13 protein-coding genes and 1 pseudogene are annotated in these 23,802 nt (G+C 71.3%); 10 read left to right on the plus strand and 4 right to left on the minus strand.

The annotated features are described in order from the left end of the window. Positions 1–30: 30 nt before the first annotated feature. Complete coding sequence (locus HW837_RS10700; protein WP_045562103.1) at positions 31–1,185, minus strand: DegT/DnrJ/EryC1/StrS family aminotransferase; 1,155 nt, start codon at positions 1,183–1,185, stop codon at positions 31–33. A gap of 327 nt (positions 1,186–1,512) precedes the next feature. On the opposite strand from HW837_RS10700, the gene HW837_RS10705 reads away from it, so the two are divergent. The 10 genes from HW837_RS10705 (at position 1,513) to HW837_RS10750 (ending at position 10,425) form a co-directional block, all read left to right on the plus strand. Beyond that, a complete protein-coding gene (locus HW837_RS10705; protein ID WP_045562104.1) occupies positions 1,513–1,902 on the plus strand; it encodes a YybH family protein in 390 nt (129 codons plus the stop codon). Positions 1,903–1,987: 85 nt separating this feature from the next. Next, positions 1,988–2,386, plus strand: coding sequence for a YybH family protein (locus HW837_RS10710; protein WP_045562105.1), 399 nt, complete (start codon positions 1,988–1,990; stop codon positions 2,384–2,386). 41 nt (positions 2,387–2,427) lie between these two features. Next, positions 2,428–3,753, plus strand: coding sequence for a crotonyl-CoA carboxylase/reductase (gene ccrA, locus HW837_RS10715; RefSeq protein ID WP_045562106.1), 1,326 nt, complete (start codon positions 2,428–2,430; stop codon positions 3,751–3,753). Further along, positions 3,753–4,751 (plus strand): 3-oxoacyl-ACP synthase III family protein, encoded by a 999-nt coding sequence (locus HW837_RS10720; RefSeq protein WP_045562107.1) that lies wholly within the window; start codon positions 3,753–3,755, stop codon positions 4,749–4,751. Before ccrA ends, HW837_RS10720 begins: the two co-directional genes overlap by 1 nt. Beyond that, positions 4,748–5,632 (plus strand): 3-hydroxybutyryl-CoA dehydrogenase, encoded by an 885-nt coding sequence (locus tag HW837_RS10725; RefSeq protein WP_045562108.1) that lies wholly within the window; start codon positions 4,748–4,750, stop codon positions 5,630–5,632. Before HW837_RS10720 ends, HW837_RS10725 begins: the two co-directional genes overlap by 4 nt. Before the next feature lie 57 nt (positions 5,633–5,689). After that, positions 5,690–6,220, plus strand: a complete 531-nt coding sequence (locus HW837_RS10730; protein WP_045562109.1) for a flavin reductase family protein — start codon at positions 5,690–5,692, stop codon at positions 6,218–6,220. A 28-nt stretch (positions 6,221–6,248) separates the two neighbouring features. Further along, the gene (locus HW837_RS10735) at positions 6,249–6,854 is read left to right on the plus strand and encodes a hypothetical protein (protein ID WP_045562110.1); all 606 of its coding nucleotides are present in this window, start codon (positions 6,249–6,251) and stop codon (positions 6,852–6,854) included. A gap of 537 nt (positions 6,855–7,391) precedes the next feature. Next, complete coding sequence (locus HW837_RS10740; RefSeq protein ID WP_045562111.1) at positions 7,392–8,828, plus strand: flavin monoamine oxidase family protein; 1,437 nt, start codon at positions 7,392–7,394, stop codon at positions 8,826–8,828. A 236-nt stretch (positions 8,829–9,064) separates the two neighbouring features. Continuing rightward, positions 9,065–10,195, plus strand: a complete 1,131-nt coding sequence (locus HW837_RS10745; protein ID WP_052683120.1) for a cytochrome P450 — start codon at positions 9,065–9,067, stop codon at positions 10,193–10,195. A gap of 26 nt (positions 10,196–10,221) precedes the next feature. Continuing rightward, a complete protein-coding gene (locus HW837_RS10750) occupies positions 10,222–10,425 on the plus strand; it encodes a ferredoxin (protein WP_063819968.1) in 204 nt (67 codons plus the stop codon). A gap of 163 nt (positions 10,426–10,588) precedes the next feature. On the opposite strand, the gene HW837_RS10755 is transcribed toward HW837_RS10750, so the two are convergent. The 3 genes and pseudogenes from HW837_RS10755 to HW837_RS10765 all read right to left on the minus strand — a co-directional run. Continuing rightward, positions 10,589–11,761 carry an acyl-CoA dehydrogenase family protein gene (locus HW837_RS10755; protein ID WP_093789547.1) on the minus strand — a complete coding sequence of 391 codons (1,173 nt, stop codon included), beginning with the start codon at positions 11,759–11,761 and terminating at the stop codon, positions 10,589–10,591. 104 nt (positions 11,762–11,865) lie between these two features. Beyond that, a complete protein-coding gene (locus HW837_RS10760; RefSeq protein WP_193382341.1) occupies positions 11,866–18,309 on the minus strand; it encodes a type I polyketide synthase in 6,444 nt (2,147 codons plus the stop codon). A 57-nt stretch (positions 18,310–18,366) separates the two neighbouring features. Continuing rightward, positions 18,367–23,763 (minus strand): annotated as a pseudogene (locus HW837_RS10765) (type I polyketide synthase); the annotation flags it as partial. Positions 23,764–23,802: the final 39 nt, after the last annotated feature.

A 23,802-nucleotide genomic window follows, 5' to 3' on the forward strand; every position in this document is an offset into this window, starting at 1 on the left:
GGGTCCGCCTTCCCTTTCTCGGGGCCGCCGTCAGTGACCTGCCGCGGCCAGGCGGTGCTCGACCGCCTTGCGGAGTTCGTCCGCGACGGTGCGCACCTCGGAGTCGTCGAGGCCCTGGTGCAGGGGCAGCAGCAGAGTCGTCGCTGACGCCTCTTCGACACCGGGCAGGTCCTGGGGTCCGGCACCGTAGGCAGGCACCCTGTGCAGCGGCGGGTAGCGGAAGGTGGTGTAGATGTCGCGGGCCAGGAGATCGGTGGCGACCTGGTCCCGGATCGCCGCGTCCAGCTGCACCCAGTAGAAGTAGTACGTGCCGTGCTGGCCGTCCGGCAGGGCGGGCGGCAGCACGACACCCCCGGTGTCGGCCAGCAGCCTGTCGTAGAGCCGCGAGATCTCCTGGCGCCGTGCGACGAACCCGGGCAGTCGGCGCAGTTGTACGGTGCCGATCGCCGCGGTCAGGTCGTTGCCGATCAGCCGACGGCCGTACTCCCGGACCTCCAGGTCCCACCAACGGTCGGACACCTTGGCCTTGGAGAAGCCGGTGGCCTTGTTGTCCAGGCCGTGGTAGGCGAGCCTGCGGGCCTTGCGGGCGAGTTCGGCGTCGCGGACGTACAGCATGCCGCCGTCCCCGGTGACCAGGACCTTCATGGCGTCGAAGCTCCACACCCCGAGGTCACCGAAGGTGCCGCAGCGGGTCTCGCCGTCGCCCGAGGCGACGGCGCAGGCGGCGTCCTCGACCAGCGTCACGCCCCGGGAGCGGCACAGCGCGGCGATGGCCGCCACCTCACCGGGGAAACCGCCGTAGTGCAGCAGGAGCACCGCCTTGGTGCGTGGAGACAGGGCGCTCTCCACGTGCGCCGGCGTCGGGTTGAGGGTGCGCGGGTCGACGTCGCAGAACACCGGGCGCGCGCCGGTGGCCGCTACGGCGTTGGCGGCGGCCACGAAGCTCGCCGAGGGCAGCACGACCTCGTCACCGGGGCCGAGGCCGAGGAGTTCGGTGGCGAGGAAGAGTCCGGCCGTGGCCGCGTTGATGAAGATCGTGTGTTCCGGCGGGACGCCCAGGTGCTCGGCGAAACTGGCCTCGAACTCCCTGGTGCGGGGGCCGTGTCCCAGCCAGTTGGTGGCGAACACTTCCGAAACGGCCTCGAGTTCCTCGGCACCCAGGCTGGGCTGGAACACGTTGATCATCGTAATGCTCCGATCGGGGGGTCGCGGTGAATTTCACTGCCGCACCGGCAGCAGCGGATAGGGGACCGCTCCTACGCCCAACAGGCGGCGTTTCCGGCACCGAATCGGGCAGCGGAATTCGAACCGCCGCCGCCTAACGCCTGAGGAAGCTACACGGGCCCCTCAAGAGGGCAGTAACGGCGCGGTAACCACCAGCTCTTCGCCCGTCGATGACCGGCCGATGGAACGGCCGACCATACCGTGTGACGGCGCTTTCGCATTTCCGTGGCTCAACCACGCCGAAGAGACAGCGGCGTCGAATTCACCAAGAATGGGAGCGGTATCACCATGACGGTAGCCAGCGACGAGCTGACCAACGAAGTCCTCGCGCACGCCGAGAACTACGTGCGCGCCTTCAACTCGGGCGACGCGACCGCCGTCGATCGGTTCTACACCGAGGACGCGGTCTCCGTCTGGGAAAAGGGAAAGCCGGTGAGCGGCGCGGAGCGCAGGGCCGGTCTCGCCGAATATCTGGCGCAGAAGCCGGTGATGAAGATCGGGGTTCTCGAGTCGTACGTCATCTCCGACACCGCGCTGCTCGCCGTGGACTGGACGATCGACATCCCCACGCCGCAGGGCATCGAGCGCCAACAGGGTGTCGGCGTGGACGTACTGCGGCGCGGTGCCGACGGCCAGTGGCGCTTCGCCATCGACAACCCCTACGGCACGGACATCTGACCCGTCCCTCCCGACCCCTCCCCGCCCCGTCCCGGCGGCCGCGCCGGCTGCCCGCACCCCGATCACGAAGCGAGGAAGCCCGACCATGAGCCAGGCCCTGGACCTCACCCTCACCGACGACCCGCACCAGCAGAACGACGTGTTCACCGACGCCTTCAACTCCGGTGAGGGCGCCGTCTTCGACCAGTTGTACCGGTCGGACGCGATCTCCAACCTCACCGGCAGGACGCTGACCGGCCCCGAGCGCACCCGGGCCATCACCGAGTTCCTCGCCACCAAGCCGAAGCTGACCGCCACGGTGCGGCGGACCTACCGCACGGGCGACACGATGCTGTTGATCGTGGACTTCTCCGTGGAGGCCGTGGGCGCGGACGGCTCCCCCGAGAAGCTCGACGGCCGGTGCACGGATGTGCTCGTGCGGGACGAGAACGGTAGATGGATCATGGCGATCGACCGCCCGGTGATGCACACCCCGAACACCTAGGCCCCCCGCCCGCAGACCCCATCTCACGAGAACGGATCACGATGGATTCTCTGACCGAGGCTCTCCTTTCGGGTGCTCCGGAGGAGGTTCTTGCGCGCGAGAAGCTGCCGGACCATTTCGACGCCGCCCATCTGCGCGCCGAGGACGTCGGCATGTTCGAGGGAGCGCAGGACAAGGACGTACGCCGGTCCATCCGGGTGGGCCCGGTGGCCATGCCGGAACTGGCGCCGGACGAGGTGCTGGTGGCGGTCATGGCCAGCGCGATCAACTACAACACGGTGTGGTCCGCCACCTTCGAACCGGTGCCGACCTTCCGGTTCCTGGAGCGCTTCGGCAGCCAGGGCGGCCATGCCGCGCGGCACGACCTGCCGTACCAGGTGATCGGCTCGGACGCCTCCGGTGTCGTGGTGCGGGCCGGCTCCGCCGTGCGGCGCTGGCGCCCGGGCGCCCATGTCGTCGTCTCCTGCGTCCAGGTGGACGACCACGAGCCGGCCACGCACGCGGACGCCATGCTGGGTGCCGAGCAGCGCATCTGGGGATACGAGACGAACTTCGGCGGCCTCGCCCGGTACGCCGTGGTCAAGGCCAGTCAGCTGCTGCCGAAGCCGGGCCATCTGACCTGGGAGGAGTCAGCCGGTGTGCTGCTCACCGCGGCGACCTCCTACCGCATGCTGATCAGCGACAAGGGTGCCCGCATCAAGCTCGGTGACGTGGTGCTGATCTGGGGCGCGACCGGTGGCCTCGGGGCGTTCGCGGTGCAACTGGTCAAGCAGGCGGGCGGGATCCCGGTCGGTGTGGTCGGTTCCGAGCAGAAGGCGAAGGCCCTGCGCGCCCTGGGCTGCGATGTGATCGTCAATCGGGCCGATATCGGCCTGGGCGACGCGACGACGCCCGAGGAGACCATCGAGCAGGGCAAGCGACTTGGGCGGTTCATCCGCCGCGAGGTCGGCGAGGACCCCAGCGTCGCCTTCGACTACATCGGCCGCGCCACGTTCGGCGTCTCGGTGTTCGTCGTACGACGCGGCGGGACCGTGGTCACGTGCGGCTCCAGCACCGGTTATCAGCACACCTACGACAACCGTTATCTGTGGATGAACTCCAAGCGGATCGTCGGCAGTCACGCCGCGAACCTCCAGGAACAGGCCGAGCTGAACCGGCTGGTCGCGCTCGGCAGGATCGCCCCCGTCCTCTCATCGGTGTACACCCTCGACGAGGTGGGTGACGCGGCCCGACTCGTGCAGACCAACCAGCACCTCGGCAAGGTGGCCGTGCTGTGCCAGGCGCCCCAGGAGGGCCTCGGGGTCACCGACCCGCGGTTGCGGGAGAGGATCGGCGCGGACGCGCTCAATCCGCTGCGGAGCCTGTGATGGGCGGGCGGCACATCGGGATCCTGGGCACGGGCTCCTATCTTCCCAAGGACGAGGTCGGCAACGACGAGATCGCCGCCCGGGTGGGAGTCAGCCCGCAGTGGATCGAGGAGCGCACCCACATCACCGCCCGGCGTTTCGCCGCGCCGCACGAGGCGACCTCGGACCTGGCGGTGCGAGCGGCCGAACGCGCGCTGGAGTCGGCGGGACTGGTGGCCGACGACATCGACTACCTCATCGTGTCCACGTCCACGCCGGACTCCCCCCAGCCCCCGACGGCGTACCACGTCCAGCGGGGATTGGGCGCCCGTGCCGCGGTCTGCTTCGACATCAATGTCGTGTGCAGCGGCTTCGTCTACGCACTCGAGGTCGCGCGCCGGCTGCTCGCCGGACGCCCGGGAGGCCGGGCGCTGGTCGTCGGCGCCGACGTGTACTCGCGGATCCTGGACTTCACGGACCGGCGTACGGCCGTGCTGATGGCGGACGGGGCGGGCGCCGCCGTGATCGGGGAGGTCGAGCCGTCCCGCGGATTCATCGACGTGGAACTGGCCAGCCGGGGCGACGGCCACCGGCTGATCCGGGTCGAGGCGGGCGGCAGCCGGCTGCCGGTGTCCGAGCGGACCCTGCGTGAGGGCTCGCACTTCTTCCGTATGGAGGGCCGCGCCGTGCGGGAATTCGTCCTGGAGAACTTTCCCGCCCTCGTCGAGACGTTGTGCCGGCGTGCGGGTGTGTCGCAGGACCGGATCGACCACTTCGTGCCCCACCAGCCCAACGGAGTCATGCTCGCGCAGATCGTCGAACGGTCCGGCCTGGAGGCAGCCATGACCCACCGGACCCTCGACCGGTACGGCAATCCCGGCAACGCCGCCGTCGCCGTGACGCTCGACGCGGCGAACCGGCAAGGCCATCTCAACGACGGCGACATCGTGCTGCTCGCGGGTTTCGGCGGTGGCATGTCGATGGGCGCCGGCCTCATCCGCTGGGGAGTGACAGCATGACCACGACTGTGCGGAGCACGCCGGACATCCACCGGGTGGGCGTCGTCGGCTGCGGCCAGATGGGCGCCGGGATAGCCGAGATCTGCGCGAAGGCGGGCCTGGACGTGACCGTGGTGGTCTCGCGTCCGGAGTCCGTCGTCCCGGGACGCCGACGCATCGAGGCATCGCTCGACCGGGCGGTGGCCAAGGGGAAGCTGACCGTGGAGCAACGGGATGCCGCCCTGGCGGGCATCCACCTGACGGCGGACCTGGACGCGCTGGCCGACCGGCAGTTCGTCATCGAGTCCATCCGCGAGGACGAGAGCGCCAAGGTCGAGCTGTTCGCCCGCCTGGACACGATCGTCAAGGATCCGGAGGCGATCCTGGCCTCCAACACCTCGTCCCTGCCCATCATGCGGCTGGGCCGTTCCACCGGCCGCCCCCAGCGAGTGGTCGGAGTCCACTTCTTCAGCCCGGTGCCGGTGCTGCCGCTGGTGGAGCTGACGGGGTCGCTGCTGACCGACGACGAGGTCCGCGATCGTACCGAGCGCTTCGTGACGGGCCTGCTCGGCAAGCAGGTGATCCGTACCGAGGACCGGGCCGGCTTCGTCGTCAACGCCCTCCTGATCCCGTATCTGCTGGCCGCCGTGCGCATGGTGGAGTCGGGATTCGCCACCGCCGAGGTCATCGACCGGGCCATGCGGCTGGGCTGCTCCCATCCCATGGGCCCGCTGCGGCTCGCGGACCTGATCGGACTGGATGTCGTCGCCTCGATCGCGGACTCGCTGTACGAGGAGTTCAAGGAACCGCTGTACGCACCGCCGTCGCTGCTCGTGCGCATGGTCGAGGGCGGCATGCTCGGGCGCAAGACGGCGCACGGCTTCTACTTGTATGCCGACTGACCGGCCCGGCGGCACCGGTCCTCACGTTCCTCGTCACAGTCTCCCGGAGGTTTCAGGATGAGTTCCACGACCGCCTCGGAGGGCGCCGAGGCGCTCCGGGCGACACCGGCCGAACTGCGCGAGGCCATGTCGCAGTTCGCGACCGGTGTCGTCGTGCTGAGCGTCGGCGGCGACCACATCCACGCGATGACGGCCAACGCCTTCAGCTCCGTCTCCCTCACCCCGCCCACCGTGCTGTGCTGTGTGTCCCACAGCGCGGTGATGCACAAGGCGATCACGGCCGAGCGGCGTTTCGGTGTGTCGGTCCTCGGCGCCGACCACGAGGGCCTGGCACGTCACTTCGCGGACAAGAACCGGCCGTTGGGCGCCGAGCAGTTCGACGGTGTCGACTGGGAGCCCGGCCCACTGACGCGGGCGCCGCTGTTGCGGGGTGCGCTGGCCTGGCTGGAGTGCGAACTGTCCGAGTTCCACGACTCCGGGGACCACTCGATATTCATCGGGGACGTGGCCGGCGCACGCGTCGGACCGACCGGTGCCGGGCTGCTCTTCTTCGGTGGCCGGTTCCAGCGCACCGTGTCCCGTCACTGAGCGACCGCCGCAGGGGGAATGAGCAGCCATGCGTAACGGGACGGAAGCCGTGGACACCCTCGGCATGGTGGACGCGGCCGCCGCGGGGCGCTGGTTCACCGAGGCCCTCACCGAGGGCTTGGCGCGGGCGACGGCGCGGCGCGACCGCACCGCGGCCGACCACTCGCCCGCCGGGCGAACCGCCCCCGGCCACCGTCCCGTCGTCGGGCCGCCCTCCGAAGGCACCGCCATCGACACCCCGCCCACCGGCCGGCAGGGGTCTGGCGCGGAACCTGCCGCCCCCTTCGCGACCGCCGTGCTGACCGCTTTCGAGGCATCTCTCGCCCGCGCGCTCACCGCGGCGGAACACCGTGACAGCACCCTGCGCTCGGCCCTCTCCCACGAGGCCCGCAGGGTGCTGCTCGACGCGCTCGACACCGGGCGAGGCGCGGCGGGGCGCCCCGCCGTCCGCAGCGACCGTACGAAGCTGTCGGCTCGGCACCGGGCGCTGGTGTCGCCACTGGTCCTGGAATGTCTCGTCCTCGTCCTCGCCGAGGGTCCGCACGCCGCGGACGCCCCCGAGCGCCTTCACTCCCTGGCACGTGAACTGGGCCGGTCCACACGCGCGGCGCTGGCGAGCACCAGTCCTTCCTGAGCCAGGGTGCCCCTCGATTACCGGACCATTACCGCACGATGGCAATGGCCGAATTCCTCACCCCTAAGGTGTGTTCGGATCCTGCGGCGCGATACGAGCCGACAGGTCGGCCCGTGTTCCCCGTGCCCACCGGTGCGGGACCGCGCACGGGCGTCAACGGGGGAATCGAAGGGAGACAGGACAGCCATGGTCTCGACCCGCGCGCCACAGGCTGCGATCCAGCGCCTCTGACAGCATGCGCGGCGGCTCGTCGCCGCCCGACCCGACAGGTCCGTGTCTGACGCGCCGTCCACATGTCCGGAACCCCACCCCTGCGCGGGTGACCGTTGTTCCGACTCGTCCCGAACGGCCGCCCGTCGCGTCCGTCTCCCGGTCCCCGCCCCGGTGTCGAGCAACGTGCTGACGCGGATCTCGTCCCCCACACACGGTGCAAGACGCAGACGCATCCTGCCGCGGCTCGCGACGGGACCTCACGTGGTCCACAGAGCTCGCCATCTCTCCCCGTCGTCTTCGAACGGGGTACTCAAGGAAGGCACCATGAACGCTGCAGACAAGCTTCCCGGTTCCGGACCGAGGCATGCGCCCTCGCGCCGAACGATTCTGAAGACCACCGGGGTCACCGCGCTGGCGGCCGGAGTCGGCGCCGGCACGCTGAACACCGCCCGTGCCGACGGTCCCGAGGACGCGCCCACCGATGTCGTCGTCATCGGCGCGGGTTTCGCGGGTGCCACCGCCGCCCGGGAGCTCACGGCGAAGGGACTGAGCGTGCGGGTGCTGGAGGCCCGTGACCGCATCGGCGGTCGCGTGTGGACCTCCTCGTTCGCCGGCGAGCAGGTCGAGATGGGGGGAACCTGGGTCGACCGCAAGCAGAAGCACGTCTGGGCGGAGATCGAGCGCTACGGCATGAGCATCGTCTCGGACGCCGCGCCGACTCGTGCCTTCGTGCCCGCGGCGACCGGCTTTCGCGAGATGTCCCCCATGGAGGTGTACGTCCGCCAGTCGGAACTGATCACCCCGTTCTTCGACGGCTCACGTGACTACTTCCCCCGTCCCTTCGAGCCGTTCCACCGCGAGAACCTGGTGCGTCCGGTCGACGCCATGTCGATGCGCGACCGGCTGGACCAGTTGCGCTACAGCCCGGACGACGAACTGCTGATCAGCAACACCGTCGGTGGACTGACCGGTTCGGCGTCGACGATCGGTCTCGCGTGCTTCGCCCACTGGTGGTCCCTGTCCGGCTGGAGCTTCGACGGTTACATGAGCGTCAATACCGACCGCCCGGAAGCGGGGTCGACCGCCCTGGTCAAGGCGATCCTTGACGACTCCGGGGTCACACCGGTGCTGCGCGCGCCGGTGGCGTCCGTCACGGACGACGGCCGCAAGGTGAAGGTGACCACGCGGGCCGGCAAGACGTACACCGCGCGAGCCGTGGTCGTCGCCGTGCCCGTGAACACCTGGAACACCATCGCCTTCGCTCCCGGGCTGCCCGCCGAGTACACCAGACTGTCCACGGACGGCCTGGGCGTACGGACCTCCCAGAAGTTCCTCATGCACGTGCGGGGCGCCGACCTCGACCGCTTCTACGTGGAGGGCCAGGCCGGCGCGCCCCTGCTGAACGTGGTGCCCTTCAAGGAACGCGCGGACGGCAACATCATGGTCGGTTTCTCGGCCAACCCCACGTTCGACCCGACCAACACCGCGGCTCTGCAGGCCGAGTTGCGCAAGGCCGTTCCCGGCATCGAGGTCGTGGCGGTGAAGGCGCAGCACTGGGGCAATGACCCGTACTCCCGCGGCGGCTGGGCGGTACGTCGGGCCGGGGTGCTGACCGGTCCGCTCAGGTCGGTCCAACAGCCCCGGGGCCGGGTGGCGTTCGCCACCGGCGACATAGCCGACGGCTGGCACGGGTTCATGGACGGTGCCATCGAGACCGGATTCACCGCGGCGGCCCAGGTGACCGAGATCCTCGGCGGGTGATCCGGGGCCGACGCCGCCCCGACGGGCGCGTGGGCCTCTGATTACCGACGCGTGACTGTGCTCTGAGCCGCCCGCCCTAGCGTGTTCTCTGGTTTCCGGTCGGCCCGGCACATGTGTCCCCAACCCAGGCGAGAGGCTATTCGATGACGGCACCAGCACCGCCCACCGAACTGTTCGGATACGAGTACTACCAAAACCCGTATCCCACGCTGGATTGGCTCCGCGAGAATTCTCCGATGCACCGGTTCCGATTTCCCGTCGGCGACATTCCGCTGTGGATAGCCACACGCTTCGACGATGTACAGCAGCTCCTGGGGGATCCTCGGTTCAGCACCAACCCGGCATGGGCGAGCAAGGAGTTCGTCGACGGCGGAATGGCGGTGGGCAAGGGCACGGCGATCGAGCGGATCATCACGATGCTCGATCCGCCGGACCACACGCGGGTGCGCCGACTGGCGATGAGCACCTTCACGCCGCGGCGCATCGCGCAGTGGGAGGAGCCGACCCACGCGGTGGTCGAGGCGGAGCTGGATCGTCTGGAGAAGCAGGACCAGCCCGACATCATGGACTACGCGGGCGCGATCCCGGCGGCGCTGATGGGCAACATCCTCGGCTTCCCGCTCGACCGCTTCAACGAGATGATCCACGCCATCGAGCGCGCGTTCCACACCGATCCGGAGGACGAGGACGCCAATCGGCGGGCGTTCGAGGAGATCGCTGAGTACGGCCGCGGACTCATCGCTCACAAGCGCCGCGCCCCCGCCGACGATCTGGCGTCCGCGCTGATCGAGGCCCGCGACGGCGAGGACCGGCTCGACGAGACCGAACTCGTCGCCATGATCGCCGTGTTGATCATGGCCGGCCTGGACACCACCCGGAACCTGATCGGGACGTCCATCCTCTCCCTGCTGGAACGGCCCGACCAGCGCAGACTGCTCCTGGAGCGTCCCGAGCTGAAGGACACGGCGGTGGAGGAGTTCCTGCGCTTCAACGGCGGTGTCGCGGTGGGCTTCTTCCGGTTCGCCAAGGAGGACCTGGAGTTCGCGGGGGTGTCACTGCCCGCGGGCGCTCCAGTGATACCCGCGGTCGGGTCGGCCAACAGGGATCCGCGCCGCTGGCCGGACGCCGACCGGCTCGACATCACTCGTACCGGCCCGCGACACGTCGGGCTGGGGCACGGCTTGCACAACTGTCTGGGGGCCGCGCTCGCCCGGCTCGAGGCGGCGGCCGCCATCCCCGCGATCATGCGACGGTTCCCCGAGATGAGCCTCGCGGTGCCCGCCGAGGAACTGCGCTACGACGAGATGTGGCTGGTGCGCAGCATCACCTCGTTGCCGGTCCATCTGCACGGCGACGGGAAGCGGTGAGCGGCCACCGCGCGGAAGGGGACACCGTGGCGACACTGCGAGTCGACCAGAAGGCGTGTGTGGCCTCCGGGCTGTGCGCCGCCATGCATCCGGATCTGTTCCGGCTCACCGAGGAGGGCCTGGGCGAGCCGGTGCGGAGTGACCTCACCGAGGCCGACAGCATCGAGTTCGCCGAGGACGTGGCCGCCTGCTGCCCGGGCGCGGCCGTCGCCGTGCTGGATTCGGCCTGAGTGACGACACCGGACGCCCGTACCAGCGCGTGGTACGGGCGTTTCGTCATGCCGCGCGGCGGTGCGGGCGGGTCCGGGGTGCCTCGCGGCGGGTGTACGGCGCATGAGTCGGCCTCCCCGACCGGATGTCGTGGAGGCCGACTCATCGGTGGCGCCCCGGCCGTCAGAGGAACGGTGTGTTCGGCTCCAGGCCGAGCAGTACCCGCCCGTACACCTCCAGGTTGGCGTCGGGCGTCATCATGGCGTGCATCGAGATGCCCTGGACGTCGCGGAAGAACCGCTGGATGGGCAGGCCGCGCTGGATCGCCGAGGCGCCGCTGGCGGTGAACAGCGCGTGGGTGGCCTCCTTGGCCAACTGCACCGCGTAGCCGCAGATGCCCCGCAGGGTGGCCCTCTCCTCAGGGGTGAGTATCTCCCCGGCGTCGGCGCGCCGTTGGACGATGTCCGCCTGGCCGGCGAGCAGTGCCCGTGCCGCGGCGATCCGGGCGGCGGCGGTCGCTACCTGGACCTGGGTGAGGGGGTGTTCGGCCTGGTCCTGCCACGGCGTGTAGGAGATCGGCCGGTGAACCCGCTCGAGGAACAGCTCGTAGGCCCCTTGGGCCATGCCGATCAGGGTGGCGGTGGACTCCGCCATCACGACACTGATCAGCCCGTAGTCCCGGCCCTCCCCGGGGCCGGTGGGGGTGCCGCCGCCCGCGGTGAAGGCTTCCTCCATGTCGACGACGCGGTGTTCGGGAACGAAGACGTCGGTGGCGACGGTCGTCGAACTGCCGGTACCGGCGGCCGCCATGGTGTGCCAGTCGTCCTCGAGGGTGAGGGCCTCGATCGGCAGCACCGTCAGGGCCTGGCGCTCCGAACCGTCGGGCAGCCGGAGGTTGGTGGCGGCCAGGTTCCAGTCGGCGCCGCGACAGCCGGTGGTGAACCTCCAGCGGCCGTTGAGGACGTAACCTCCCTCGGTCGGCACCAGCGTGCCGGACGGCGTGAAGCCACCGGAGACACGGGCGCTGCCGCCGGCGTACACCTCCTGCTGTGCCTGTTCGGAGAAGAGCCTGATCATCCAGGCTCCGGTGATCCAGCCCTCGCACACCCAGCCGGTGGATCCGCAGCCACGGGAAATCTCGAGGAGCAGGTCGATCTGCTGGGGTACCGAGAATTCCAGGCCCCCGAACCGCTTGGGCACTCCGGTCCTGAAAACACCCGCCTTGGCCAGGACTTCGACGTTCTCGTCGGCGATCCAGCGGCGGTCCTCACCATCCTTTCCGTTTTCCCGGAGTGTCGGCACCACTGCCCGCACCGCCTCCAGGACGGACGCGGCCTCGATATCCGTACGGGTCATGCTGTCTCCTCGTTTCGATGGCACCCGTGAGTTTTCCGGGCGGCATTCACGGGGCGGTAATCCGGTGAACCCGATCCGTTCCGTGATTGCCGCCAGGCACGGCGTCAGCCTTGTGCGGGGGCCGGAAAGTAGCCGCTCCGGGCGAAGAACTCGATGTAGATGTCGAGGAGTTCGTCGGAGACAGGCGGGCATTCGATGCCGGTGCCGGCCAGGGCGGTGGTCGTGCGGGTGGTGGAGATCGCCGGGTAGAAGGACTCGCTGTCCTCGATGAGCAGTTCGACGGCGTCCAGCAGGGGGGCGATGGCGTTGTCCGCGCCGGCCCTGATCAGCTCGAACCAGTCGGCCTGGGCGATCTCGGTCACCTGGTGACCGGCGATGCGCAGCCGGCTCACGATCCTCTCCAGCGTCACGTGGCTGTCGTTGTAGAGGTGGAAGGTGTCGCCCGCGGCGGACTCCGCCCGCGACAGGGCCACCAGTGCGGCACTGGCGTAGTCGACCGGCATCAGCCGGAACACGCCGGGCAGGTCCCGGGGGGCACAGCCCGCCTGGAGGATGCCCTTGACGGTCAGCCACACGAAGTCCCGGGTCTGGCAGGCGCCGTTGATCCGGTCTCCGGCGACCTGGTCGACGCGGTAGACGTTCACCGGCAGTCCCCGGTCGCGTGCGAGGTCGATGACCTGCTCGGCCACCCACTTGCTCTGCGTGTAGCCGTTGGGCAGTGCCCGGCCGGGTCCGGTCGGGTCGGTCACCGCCAGGGGCACGCCCTTTGTCACCGGCCCGGGGAAGACACCGGTGGTCGAGACATGGTGCAGCGGCACGGTGCGGTGCAGGGCGGCGAGCCGCAGCAGTTCCTGCGTGCCGGCGACGTTCGCCGCGCGCAGCGTGGCGTACGGCTGGATCCAGTTGACCGCCGCCCCGGCGTGGTAGACGGCGTCGACCGTCCGGGCGAGCCGGTCGAAGTGGTCCTCGTCGAGCCCGAGCCGGGGTGCGGCCAGGTCGCCCACGACGACGCGGAGCCGGTCCGGGTCGACCTCGTCCCAGATGCGGTACCACTGGAGGTTGGCCTTCAGGCGCCGCAGCCCCTCGTGCTCGTCGGCGGCCCGGACCAGGCAGTGCACAGTCGCCTCGGTCGTCGCCATGAGGTCGCGCAGCAGGAAGGCACCGAGGAAGCCGGTGGCGCCGGTCAGCAACACCTCCCGGGGGTTCGCCGTGACGCGGATGACCTCATCGGCGGGTCGGATGTCCTCCGCGAGGGTGATCTCCGCCGCGAAGTCGGTCTCCGGCGCCGGTGCCGACGCCGGGTCTCCGCCGGACAGCACCTCGGCGCACAGGTGGGCGGCGAGCTGACCGGGGGTGGGCCGGTCGAAGACGAGGCTGGCCGGCATCCGGCTGCCCACCGCTTCGCTCAGGCGGTTGCGGAGTTCGACGGAGGTGAGCGAGTCGAAGCCCAGTTCGGTGAAGCGATGGTCCGCGCCGATGGCGCCGGGGTCGGGGTGGCCGAGTACCGCGGCCACCTCGGCGCGGACCAGGTCGAGGACGATGTGGTACCGCTCCCCCTCGGAGCGCCCCTGCAGGAGGGCTGCCAGCGAGGCCGCGCCGAGGGCGCCGTCGTGTGCGCTGCGGCGCAGCGGTGTCCGGGCCAGGTCCGCGAAGAGCAGGGGGGCTCGGGTGGGGTGTTCGCGCAGGGTGGCCACGTCGACGGGGACGCCGACCAGGGTGGCGTCGCCGAGGCGCAGCGCGAGGTCCAGAGCGGCGGGCCCCCGGTCGGAGGCCACGAGGCCGAAGCCGGAGCGGACGATGCGGTCCACGTCCGCCTCGTCGAGGCCGGCGGCCATCGTGCTCAGCTGCTCCCACAGGCCCCAGGCCACGGAGGTCGCAGGGAGCCCGTGGGCCCTGCGGTGCAGGGCCAGCGAGTCGAGGAAGGAGTTCGCGGCGGCGTAATTGGACTGGCCCGCGCTGCCGATCACCCCGGCGAGGGAGGAGAACAGCACGAACACCGAGAGGTCGAGGTCCCGCGTGAGGTCGTGCAGATGCCAGGCGGCGTCGACCTTGGGGCGCAGCACGGCGTCGAGCCGTTCGGGGCTCAGCGAGGTGATGAGGCCGTCGCTGAGGACACCCGCGGCGTGCACGACACCGGTCAGGGGCCGGTCGGCGGGGATGGCCGCGAGCAGTCCGGCGAGGGCTTCCCGGTCGGCGGTGTCGCAGGCGGCGACGGTGACCTGGGCTCCCAGCGCCGTGAGCGCGTCGCGCAGGTCGTCGGCGCCGGGCGCGGCGGGGCCGCTGCGGCTGGTCAGCAGCAGATGCCGTACGCCGTGTTCGACGACCAGGTGCCGGGCGAACAGGGCGCCCAGGGTGCCGGTGCCGCCGGTGATCAGAACGGTTCCGTCCGGGTTCCAGGTGCCGCCGGGCACGGTGTCGGCGGCCGGTTCGTCGACGCGCGCCACGCGGGGGACGAGGGCCCGGCCGGCGCGTAGGGCGGCTTGAGCCTGGCCGGAGCGCAGGAGGGCGGGCAGCGCCGCGCGGGAGGCCTCGGCATCGTCGATGTCCACGAGGACGAACCGGCCGGGCGACTCCGCCTGCGCGGAGCGGAGCAGGCCCCACACGGCCCCGGCCGCGAGGTCGGTGACGTTCTCGTCGCCGACCGCGACGGCGCCCTGGGTGACCAGGACCAGCGGCACGTTCTCCAGCCGGTCGTCGGCGAGCCAGCGCCGGACCAGTTCCAGGGCCCGGTGCGTGGCGTCGTACACGGCGCGCACGGGGTCACCGCCCCCGGGTGCGGCGTGCCAGGAGAGCACGGCCGCGGGGGGACGGGGCCCGGCGACGGCCGCGCCGACGGCGTCCAGGTCTGCCGCCGGTGCGGCGTCGAAGCGGTCGGTGTCCAGCTGCACCAGGGGGAGGGGCTCGTCGTCGGTGAGGCGCAGGTGCCGCCAGCCGACGCGCAGCAGGTCGTCCTGCACACGGGCCGCGCTGCGGCCCAGTTCATCGGGGGTGACGGCGCGCGCGGTGAGCGATTCGATCGTGGCCAGCAGCCGTCCTTGCTGGTCGGCGACGGTCACGGTCACGGTGTCGGGCCCCAGCGGTCGGATGCGTACGCGCAGGGCGGCCGCGCCCGTGGCGTGCAGACGGAAGCCCCGCCAGCGGGTGGCGAGCCATGCCTCGGCTGCTCCGGCCGGGTCCACGACGAGCGGCAGCGGCCGCAGCGCGGCCTGCAGCAGTGCGGGGTGGAGGGCGAAGTCCGCGGCTCGGCGTTGTAGTTCGTCGGGCAGCCGGACCTCCGCGTACACCTCGTCACCGCGCCGCCAGACGGAGGTCGGGGGGCCGTCGCCGAGCTGCTCGCGGATGTCGTCCGGCGAGAGCGCCCGGGCACCGGCCGGCGGCCACTGGGTCAGCTCGTCGGCGCCGCCGGAGCCGTGCCGACCGAGCCGACCGGAGGCGATGCGCTGCCAGGTCACGTCGCCGTCGTCGGGCCGGGCGTGCACGGTGAAGGCGCGCGCGTCGGACGAGTCCTCCTCGGCCACAGCGAGCTGGATCTGTATTCCCTGCCGTTCGGGAAGCACCAGGGGCTCGTGGACGGTGAGTTCGTCGACGGCGTCGAGGGCCAGTTCGTCGCCGGCCCGCACCGCCAGTTCCGCGAACAGGGCCGGTGCCGCCACCGCCGCGCCGTGGAGGGTGTGTTCGGCCAGCCAGGGGTGGGTGCGCGCCGAGAGCCTGCCGGTGAGGAGGGTCTCGCCGGACGCGGCCACGGCGACGGCTGCGCCGAGCAGCGGGTGACCGACCGCCGCCACGCCCAGGCGGCCCGTGTCGCCGGCGGCCACGGACGCCTCGTACCAGTGGCGCTCGCGCTGGAAGGCGTAGGTGGGCAGGGGCACGCGACGTACGTCGTGCCCGGCGAAGAGGGTGTGCCAGTCGACCGTTCCGCCGCCCACGTGCAGCTTGGCCAGCGAGGTCAGGAACTGCGTCAGGCCACCCGACTCGCGTCGCAGGGTGCCGACGACGACGGGGTTGTCGAGGCTGTCCTCCAGAACGGGGGCGAGCACCGGATGAGGGCCGACCTCGACGAAGGTGTGGTGTCCGTGGCCGACCAGGGTGCGGGTCGTCTCCTCGAACTCCACGGGGCGACGCAGGTTCTGGTACCAGTACTCGGCGCCGAGTCCGGTGGTGTCCAGCGGCCCGGCGGTGACCGTGGAGTAGAAGGGCACGGTGCCCTGCCGGGGTCGGATGGGTGCGAGGTCGTGCAGCAGCCGGTCGCGGATCTCCTCGACCTGGGCGGAGTGGGAGGCGTAGTCGGCGTGGAAGCGTCGGGTGCGGATGCCTTCGGCCTTGCACTCCTCGACGAACTTCTCCAGCGCCTCGTGGTCGCCGGACACGACCGTGGACCCGGGACCGTTGACGACCGCGATGGACAGCCGGTCACCCCATCCCTCGATGCGGGCAGCGAGTTCGTCACGGGACAGGGCCACGGAGGCGATGCCGCCACGGCCTTCGAGGACGCTGGTGACCTGGCTGCGGATGGCCGCCACGCGCGCCGCGTCCTCCAGGGTCAGTCCGCCGCTGACGTAGGCGGCGGCGACCTCGCCCTGGGAGGAGCCGACGACGGCCGCGGGCTCGACTCCGTGCGCACGCCACAGCGCGGCCAGGGATACGGACACCGCGAAGGACACGGGCTGGATGACGTCGACCCGGTCGAGCGACGGGGCGCCCTCGGCCTGGCGCAGCACGTCCTCCAGGGACCAGTCGACGTAGGGCGCGAGAGCTTCGGCGCAGGCGTGGATCTGCGCGGCGAACACCTCGGAGCCGTCCAGGAGCTCCACGGCCATGCCGGGCCACTGGCCGCCCTGGCCGGGGAAGACGAAAACGGTCTTGCCGGGTTCGGCGACCCGTCCGGTGACCACGTGCGGCGAGTTCTCGCCGGTGCTCAGCGCACGCAGGCCGGCGAGCACCTCGTCCAGCCCGGTGCCGGTGACGGCGGCCCGGTGGCCCAGGTGGGAGCGGCTGGTGGCCAGGGAACAGGCCACGTCCCACGGCCGCGCGTCGGCCGCGCCCTCCAGGTGGGACAGAAGCGTGCGGGCTTGAGCGCGCAGCCCTTCGGTGGATTTCGCGGACAGGACCCATGGCGGGGTGAGCGTGCCGTTAGGCGCGGGCGACTTGGGCTCGTCGGTCTCATCCGCCGCCGGCGCCTGCTCGATGATGACGTGCGCGTTGGTACCGCTGGCCCCGAACGCCGACACGGCGGCGCGGCGGGGGCGTCCGGTCTCCGGCCAGGGCCGGGCCTCGGTCAGCAGCTGAACCGCGCCCGCGTCCCAGTCCACGACCGGGGTCGGCTCCTCGGAGTACAGCGACCTGGGCAGCACCCCGTGCCGAATCGCCTGGACCATCTTGATGACACCGCCCACACCCGCGGCAGCCTGAGCATGCCCGATGTTGGACTTCAACGACCCCAACCACAACGGCCGGTCCGCACCCGGCCGCTCCTGACCATAGGTGTTCAGCAACGCCTGCGCCTCGATCGGATCACCCAGCGTCGTCCCCGTCCCATGCGCCTCCACCACATCCACATCCGCCGCACCCAACCGCGCACTCGCCAACGCCGCACGAATCACCCGCTCCTGCGACGGACCGTTCGGCGCCGTCAACCCATTACTCGCACCGTCCTGATTCACAGCCGAACCCCGCACCACCGCCAGCACCGTGTGCCCATGACGCCGCGCATCCGACAACCGCTCCACCAACAACAGCCCCACACCCTCCGACCAGCCGATGCCGTCCGCCGAAGCCGAGAACGGCTTGCACCGGCCGTCGGCGGCGAGGCCCTGCTGCTGCGAGAAGTCGATGTGGCCGACGGGGTTCGCGGCCACGTACGACGCTCCGGCCAGCGCGAGCGTGGATTCCCCGGAGCGCAGTGACTGCACCGCGAGATGCAGGGCGGTCAGCGACGACGAGCACGCCGTGTCGACCGAGACCGCCGGGCCTTCGAGGCCGAGGACGTAGGCGATGCGGCCCGACGCCATGCTGCTGAGCATGCTGGTCATGAGATAGCCGTCGAACTCGGCGGGGGTCGGCAGGCCGAGATAGCTCTGCTCGACGAGCCCGGTGAACACACCGGTGCGCGTGCCCTTGAGGCCCGCCGGGTCGATGCCGGCGTTCTCGAACGCCTCCCACGCCGTCTCCAGCAGCAGCCGCTGCTGCGGGTCCATGGCCAGAGCCTCGCGGGGGGAGATCCCGAAGAAGGCGGCGTCGAACCGGGTGGCGTCCTTGAGGAATCCGCCGTGCCGGACATGGGTCCTGCCGGGCTTGGCGGGATCCGGGTCGTAGAGATTGTCCAGGTCCCAGCCGCGGTCCGTGGGGAATTCCGAGATGGCGTCGGTCTCGTCCATGACCAGCTGCCACAGATCGTCCGGCGACTGGGCTCCGGGGAAGCGGCAGGCCATACCGACGATGGCGATGGGCTCGTTCCTGCCCGACTCCAGCTCGGCGACCCGCCGGCGGGTCTTCTGCAGGTCGGCGGTGACCTTCTTCAGGTAGTCGAGCAGTTTCTCTTCGTTGGGCATGGTGGACATGGGGAACCTCTTGTTCCTCTGTGTACGAAAGGGGCGGGGTCTGCCGGCTCAGTCGGTGGATCCGCCCAGTTGGTCGTCGATGAGGGCGAAGATCTCCTCGGCCGAGGCCGCCTCGATACGGCCCGTCAGGTCCGCGGACGGCTCCTCGTCGTGGGCCTCGGTCAGCCGGGACAGGAGCGTCTGGAGCCGTACGACGATGTCGCGGCGCTCCGCCGCCTCCTCGGGTGCCCGCACCAACAGGGCTTCCAGTCGCCGCAGTTCGGCGTCCACGGGTGAGTGGGGTGCGGCCTGGTGCTCCGGGAGGAGCTGCGCCAGTACGTGCTCGGTGAGCGCCGCGGGTGAGGGGTGGTCGAAGGCGAGCGTGGCCGACAGGGCGATGCCGGTCCGCGCGGTGAGGCGGTTGCGCAGCTCGACGGCGGTCATGGAGTCGAAACCGAGTTCCTGGAAGGCCCGGTCAGAGGCGACGGCACCGGCGTCCTCGTGGCCGAGCACCACGGCCGATTCGGCCCGGACCAGGTCGAGCACGGCCTGGTACCGCTCCTGCTCGGTGAGGCCCTCCAGGCGCAGCACCGGCGCGTCGGAGTCGGTGCCCGCCGAGGCGGTTCGGACCCGGGTCCCGGCCAGGTCTCTCAGTACGGCGGGCAGGTGGGCGTGAGCGCGCAGTGCCGTGCCGTCCGGCCGCACGGCGACCAGTGCCGGCAGGCCGGTGCGCAGCGCCGCGTCGCAGGCGCTCGTCATGTCCGGGACGGTCAGCTCGCGCAGGAGAGGGCGGGCGGTGTCCTTCTCGGCGGGCGCGGTGTCACCGGCGGCACCCTTCCGCGCCCACGGCCCGAGGGCCAGGGACGTGGCGGGGAGGCCGAGCGCCGTGCGGTGGCGTGCGAGGCCGTCGAGGTACGCGGCGGCCGCGGCGTCGACGGCCTGGGCGGGCGCGCCGATCGTGCCCGCGCTGGAGGAGCACAGCACGAAGGCGGAGAGATCCAGTTCGCGGGTGAGCTCGTGCAGATGCCTGGCCGTGTCCGCCGTGGATCGCAGCACCAAGTCCAGGCGCTGGGCGGTCAGGTCGGTCAGCGCGGTCTCGTCGGACGGGTCGGCGATGTGCACGACCATGGTCAGCGGACGGTGCTCCGGTATCGCGGTCAGTGCCGCCCGCAGGGCAGCACGGTCGGCGAGGTCGCAGGATACGGCGGTGACCTCGGCCCCCGACGCGCCCAGATCCCGCAGCAGTTCGGGCGCGGGCCATGTGCCGTCGGCCCGGTCGTCCAGCATCAGGAGGTGCCGAACGCCGTGCTCGGCGACCAGCCGGCGGGCGTACACGTCGGCGAGGCGTCCCGCACCGCCGGTCACGAGCACGGTGCCGTGCGGCTCCTCGTCGGGCGCGCCGGCCCTCTCGGCGTCCAGGGCGGCGTCCTGTTTGACGGGCCGCAGCCGGGGCGCGTACAGGGTGCCGGCGCGCAGCGCGGCCTGGGGTTCGCCGGAGGCCAGCAGGTGGGACAGCACCCCGGCCGGCAGCGGAGCGGCATCGGTCGCGGTGTCGAGCAGCACGATCCGCTCGGGAGCCTCCGCCTGAGCGGATCTCAGCAGTCCCCAGACGGCGGCCGCGTCAGGGTCGGCGACCCCTTCGGCCTCGACGGCGACGGCACCTCGGGTGCGGACGACCAGGCGGGTGTCGTCCAGCGGCGGTTCGGCGAGCCACTGCTGGAGGAAGGTCAGCGCCTGCCCGGCGGGGCGCGGCGTGGCGGCCCCGCCGACGAACTCGACGAGGAGCCGGCGGATCGGTGCCCCGTCCCGTACGGCGGCGGCCAGCGCGGGCACGTCCGGGAACCTGACCGCGTCGAGGTCTGCCGTGCCGGGCGGGTCCTGCGGGTCCTGCGGATCCTGCGGGCCGATCACCGCCCATCCGTCGGAGAGGGGGTCTGCTGCTGCCGGAGGGTCCAGCGGCTGCCAGGCCGGCGCGTACAGCGGCACGGTCCGGCCACCGGTCGGCGCGAACTCGTCGTCGGGCACGTCGCGGAAGGTGAGCCGGTCGACTGTGAGCACCGGTTGCCCGGCGGTGTCGAGCAGTCGCAGGGAGACCGTGTCTCCCTCGCCGGGTTCGGCCAGGACGCGCAGGGTGGTGGCACCCGTGGCACGCACGCGCACGCCCTGCCAGTCCCCGGCGATCCGGGTGCTGCCCGCGGGGGCCGGACCGAGGACGGCGCGTACGGCCTCCTCGACGAGTGCCGGGTGGAGTCCGTAGCGGGCGGCGTCGGGCAGCAGGTCGTCCGGCAGCCGGACCTCTCCGTGGTCGGAGCCGTGCCGGGCGGGCTCGGGGAGCGGGTCACCGGATGTCAGCTCTCCGTCGGCGTGCGGGGTCCACGGGGACAGCGCGCCGGCAGAGCGGAGATGGACCGAGAAGGGGCGCCGGCCCGAACCGTCGTCGGTGTGGAGGACGATCTGCAGGTCCGCCGTTCCGTCGTCGGCGAGGACCAGGGGCTTGCGCACGGTGAGACGGTGCAGGGTGCCCGCGTCGCCGTGGTCGGCCACCCGGGTCAGCGCCTCGACCAGGGCGGCGGGAGGCAGCACCGGGGTGTCGAGGACCGCGTGGTCGACGGTCCAGTCGTGTGTGTCGGGCAGGATGCGGGCGGTGAAGAGCAGGTCGCCGGTGTGGGCCACGGCCGTCCGGTGGCCGAGCAACGGGTGGCCCGTGTCACCCGGTCCCGTCGATGCGGAGGCACCGTGGTCGGCGCGCATCCAGTACCGCGCGCGTTGGAAGGCGTACGTCGGCAGTGTGACGGGGCGGGCGTCCGTTCCGGCGAAGTAGGCCTGCCAGTCGACCGGCGCTCCCGAGGCGTGCAGCGCGCCGACGGCCCTGGCCAGGGTCCCGGTCTCCGGCCGGTCGCGGCGCAGGGTGGGCAGGATCGCGACGTCATCGTCGTCGAGGGCTTGTCGGGTCAGTGCGGTCAGGGTGCCGTCCGGACCCAGCTCGACGAAACGGGACACACCCCGCTCCCGCAGACACCGCACACCGTCAGCGAAACGCACCGCCTCACGCACATGACGCACCCAGTAATCCGCCGAAGCCAACTCCTCGGCACCCGCCACCACACCCGACACATTCGACACCACCGGAATACGCGGCACACCGAACACCAACCCGGCAACCACCTCCCGGAACTCCCCCAACACCCCCTCCATGTGCGGCGAATGAAACGCGTGCGACACCGCCAACCGCCGCGTCCGCACCCCCTTCTCCCGCCACACCCGCACAACCTCCTCCACCGCACCCACATCACCCGACACCACCGTCGCCACCGGACCGTTCACCGCCGCGACCACCACCACACCAAGACCCGGATCCACCCCCTCCAACGACGCGGCAACCTCCAACTCCCCCGCCTCCACCGCCGCCATCGCACCACCCGAACGAGCCGACCCCATCAACCGACCCCGCTCAGCCACCAACACACACGCATCCGCCAGACCCAACACCCCCGACACATGCGCCGCCACCACCTCACCCACCGAATGCCCCAACAGGAAGTCGGGGCGAATGCCCCAGGACTCCAGCAGGCGGTACAGGGCGACCTCGACGGCGAACAGCGCGGCCTGCGTGGAGGCGGTGTCGTCCAGCCCTTCACCCGTGCGCACGATCCGCGCCAACGGCTGGGGCAGGCGGCCATCCAGCTCTGCCGCGACCGCGTCGAACGCCCGGGCGAAGACGGGGTGCGCCGCGTACAACTCCATGCCCATGCCGATGCGCTGGGACCCCTGCCCGGTGAACAGGAACGCGGTCCTGCCCGCGACGCGTGCACCGTCGGCGACGTGGGGCGACGGTGTTCCGGACGACAGGGCGCGAAGCCCGGTCAGCAGCTCCGCACGGTCGTGGGCGACGAGGGCGGCGCCGTGTTCCAGGACCGCGCGGCGGGTCGCCAGGGTGTAGGCGGTGTCCAGAAGCCCGGTCCCCGGTGCGCTCTCCAGATGAGTGAGCAGTTCGTGTGCTTGCGCCCGCAGGGCCTTGGGGCTCTTGGCGGAGAGAACCAGCGGTATGGCCTGCGGGGCGGTGTGCCGGGGGGCCGCCGTCGGGGACGGGCCGCCGGTTTCGGCCGGTTCCTCGTCCGTCGGCGCCTGCTCGATGATGACATGCGCGTTGGTACCGCCGAAGCCGAAGGAGGACACGGCGGCGCGGCGGGGGCGTCCGGTCTCCGGCCAGGGCCGGGCCTCGGTCAGCAGCTGAACCGCGCCCGCGTCCCAGTCCACGACCGGGGTCGGCTCCTCGGAGTACAGCGACCTGGGCAGCACCCCGTGCCGAATCGCCTGGACCATCTTGATGACACCGCCCACACCCGCGGCAGCCTGAGCATGCCCGATGTTGGACTTCAACGACCCCAGCCACAACGGCCGGTCCGCACCCGGCCGCTCCTGACCATAGGTGTTCAGCAACGCCTGCGCCTCGATCGGATCACCCAGCGTCGTCCCCGTCCCGTGCGCCTCCACCACATCCACATCCGCCGCACCCAACCGCGCACTCGCCAACGCCGCACGAATCACCCGCTCCTGCGACGGACCGTTCGGCGCCGTCAACCCATTACTCGCACCGTCCTGATTCACAGCCGAACCCCGCACCACCGCCAGCACCGAATGCCCGTTGCGCCGCGCATCCGACAACCGCTCCACCAACAACAGCCCCACACCCTCCGACCACCCGGTGCCGTCCGCCGAAGCCGAGAACGCCTTGCACCGGCCGTCGGCGGCCAGACCACGCAGACGGGAGAACTCGATGAAGGGCATGGGCCGGGACATGACGGTCACACCGCCGGCCAGCGCGAGGTCGCACTCACCGCCACGCAGGGCGCCCGCCGCCAGGTGCAACGCCACCAGCGACGACGAGCACGCCGTGTCGACCGAGACGGCCGGGCCTTCGAGGCCGAAGGTGTAGGACAGGCGGCCGGAGGCGACGCTGCCGGCGCTGCCGCTGGCGAGGTAGCCCTCCATGCCCTTGGGTACGTCCGCGACGCGTGTGCCGTAGTCGCCGTACATGACGCCGGTGAAGACGCCGGTGCGCGACCCCCGCAACGAACCCGGATCCACCCCCGCGCTCTCGAACGCCTCCCACGCCGTCTCCAGCAACAACCGCTGCTGCGGATCCACCGCCGTCGCCTCACGCGGCGACATCCCGAAAAACTCCGGATCGAACAGATCCGCATCATGCAAGAACCCGCCATGCCGCGTATAACTCGACCCCGCACGCTCCGGATCAGGGTCGTACAACCCCTCCAGATCCCACCCCCGATTCGACGGAAACCCACTGACCGCGTCCACCCCACCGGCCACCAACCGCCACAACCCCTCCGGCGACGACACACCACCCGGATAACGACACGCCATCCCCACGATCGCGATCGGCTCGTGCTGCCTGTCCTCGACTTGGGTCAGCTGCCTGCGCGCGTCGCGGGCGTCGGCAATGGCCCGCTTGAGGTAGTCGCGGAGCTTTGCCTCATCCGTCAC

The sequence above is a fragment of the Streptomyces caniscabiei genome, from assembly GCF_014930365.1.
Lineage (GTDB): Bacteria > Actinomycetota > Actinomycetes > Streptomycetales > Streptomycetaceae > Streptomyces > Streptomyces caniscabiei.

What these genes read in the sequence shown, in the direction of transcription:
- HW837_RS10760 (WP_193382341.1), bottom strand. Translation starts at nt 18,309, where the DNA reads ATGCCCAACGAAGAGAAACTGCTCGACTACCTGAAGAAGGTCACCGCC.
- HW837_RS10700 (WP_045562103.1), bottom strand. Translation starts at nt 1,185, where the DNA reads ATGATCAACGTGTTCCAGCCCAGCCTGGGTGCCGAGGAACTCGAGGCC.
- HW837_RS10735 (WP_045562110.1), top strand. Translation starts at nt 6,249, where the DNA reads ATGCGTAACGGGACGGAAGCCGTGGACACCCTCGGCATGGTGGACGCG.
- HW837_RS10740 (WP_045562111.1), top strand. Translation starts at nt 7,392, where the DNA reads ATGAACGCTGCAGACAAGCTTCCCGGTTCCGGACCGAGGCATGCGCCC.
- ccrA (WP_045562106.1), top strand. Translation starts at nt 2,428, where the DNA reads ATGGATTCTCTGACCGAGGCTCTCCTTTCGGGTGCTCCGGAGGAGGTT.
- HW837_RS10725 (WP_045562108.1), top strand. Translation starts at nt 4,748, where the DNA reads ATGACCACGACTGTGCGGAGCACGCCGGACATCCACCGGGTGGGCGTC.
- HW837_RS10755 (WP_093789547.1), bottom strand. Translation starts at nt 11,761, where the DNA reads ATGACCCGTACGGATATCGAGGCCGCGTCCGTCCTGGAGGCGGTGCGG.
- HW837_RS10730 (WP_045562109.1), top strand. Translation starts at nt 5,690, where the DNA reads ATGAGTTCCACGACCGCCTCGGAGGGCGCCGAGGCGCTCCGGGCGACA.
- HW837_RS10720 (WP_045562107.1), top strand. Translation starts at nt 3,753, where the DNA reads ATGGGCGGGCGGCACATCGGGATCCTGGGCACGGGCTCCTATCTTCCC.
- HW837_RS10745 (WP_052683120.1), top strand. Translation starts at nt 9,065, where the DNA reads ATGCACCGGTTCCGATTTCCCGTCGGCGACATTCCGCTGTGGATAGCC.
- HW837_RS10705 (WP_045562104.1), top strand. Translation starts at nt 1,513, where the DNA reads ATGACGGTAGCCAGCGACGAGCTGACCAACGAAGTCCTCGCGCACGCC.
- HW837_RS10710 (WP_045562105.1), top strand. Translation starts at nt 1,988, where the DNA reads ATGAGCCAGGCCCTGGACCTCACCCTCACCGACGACCCGCACCAGCAG.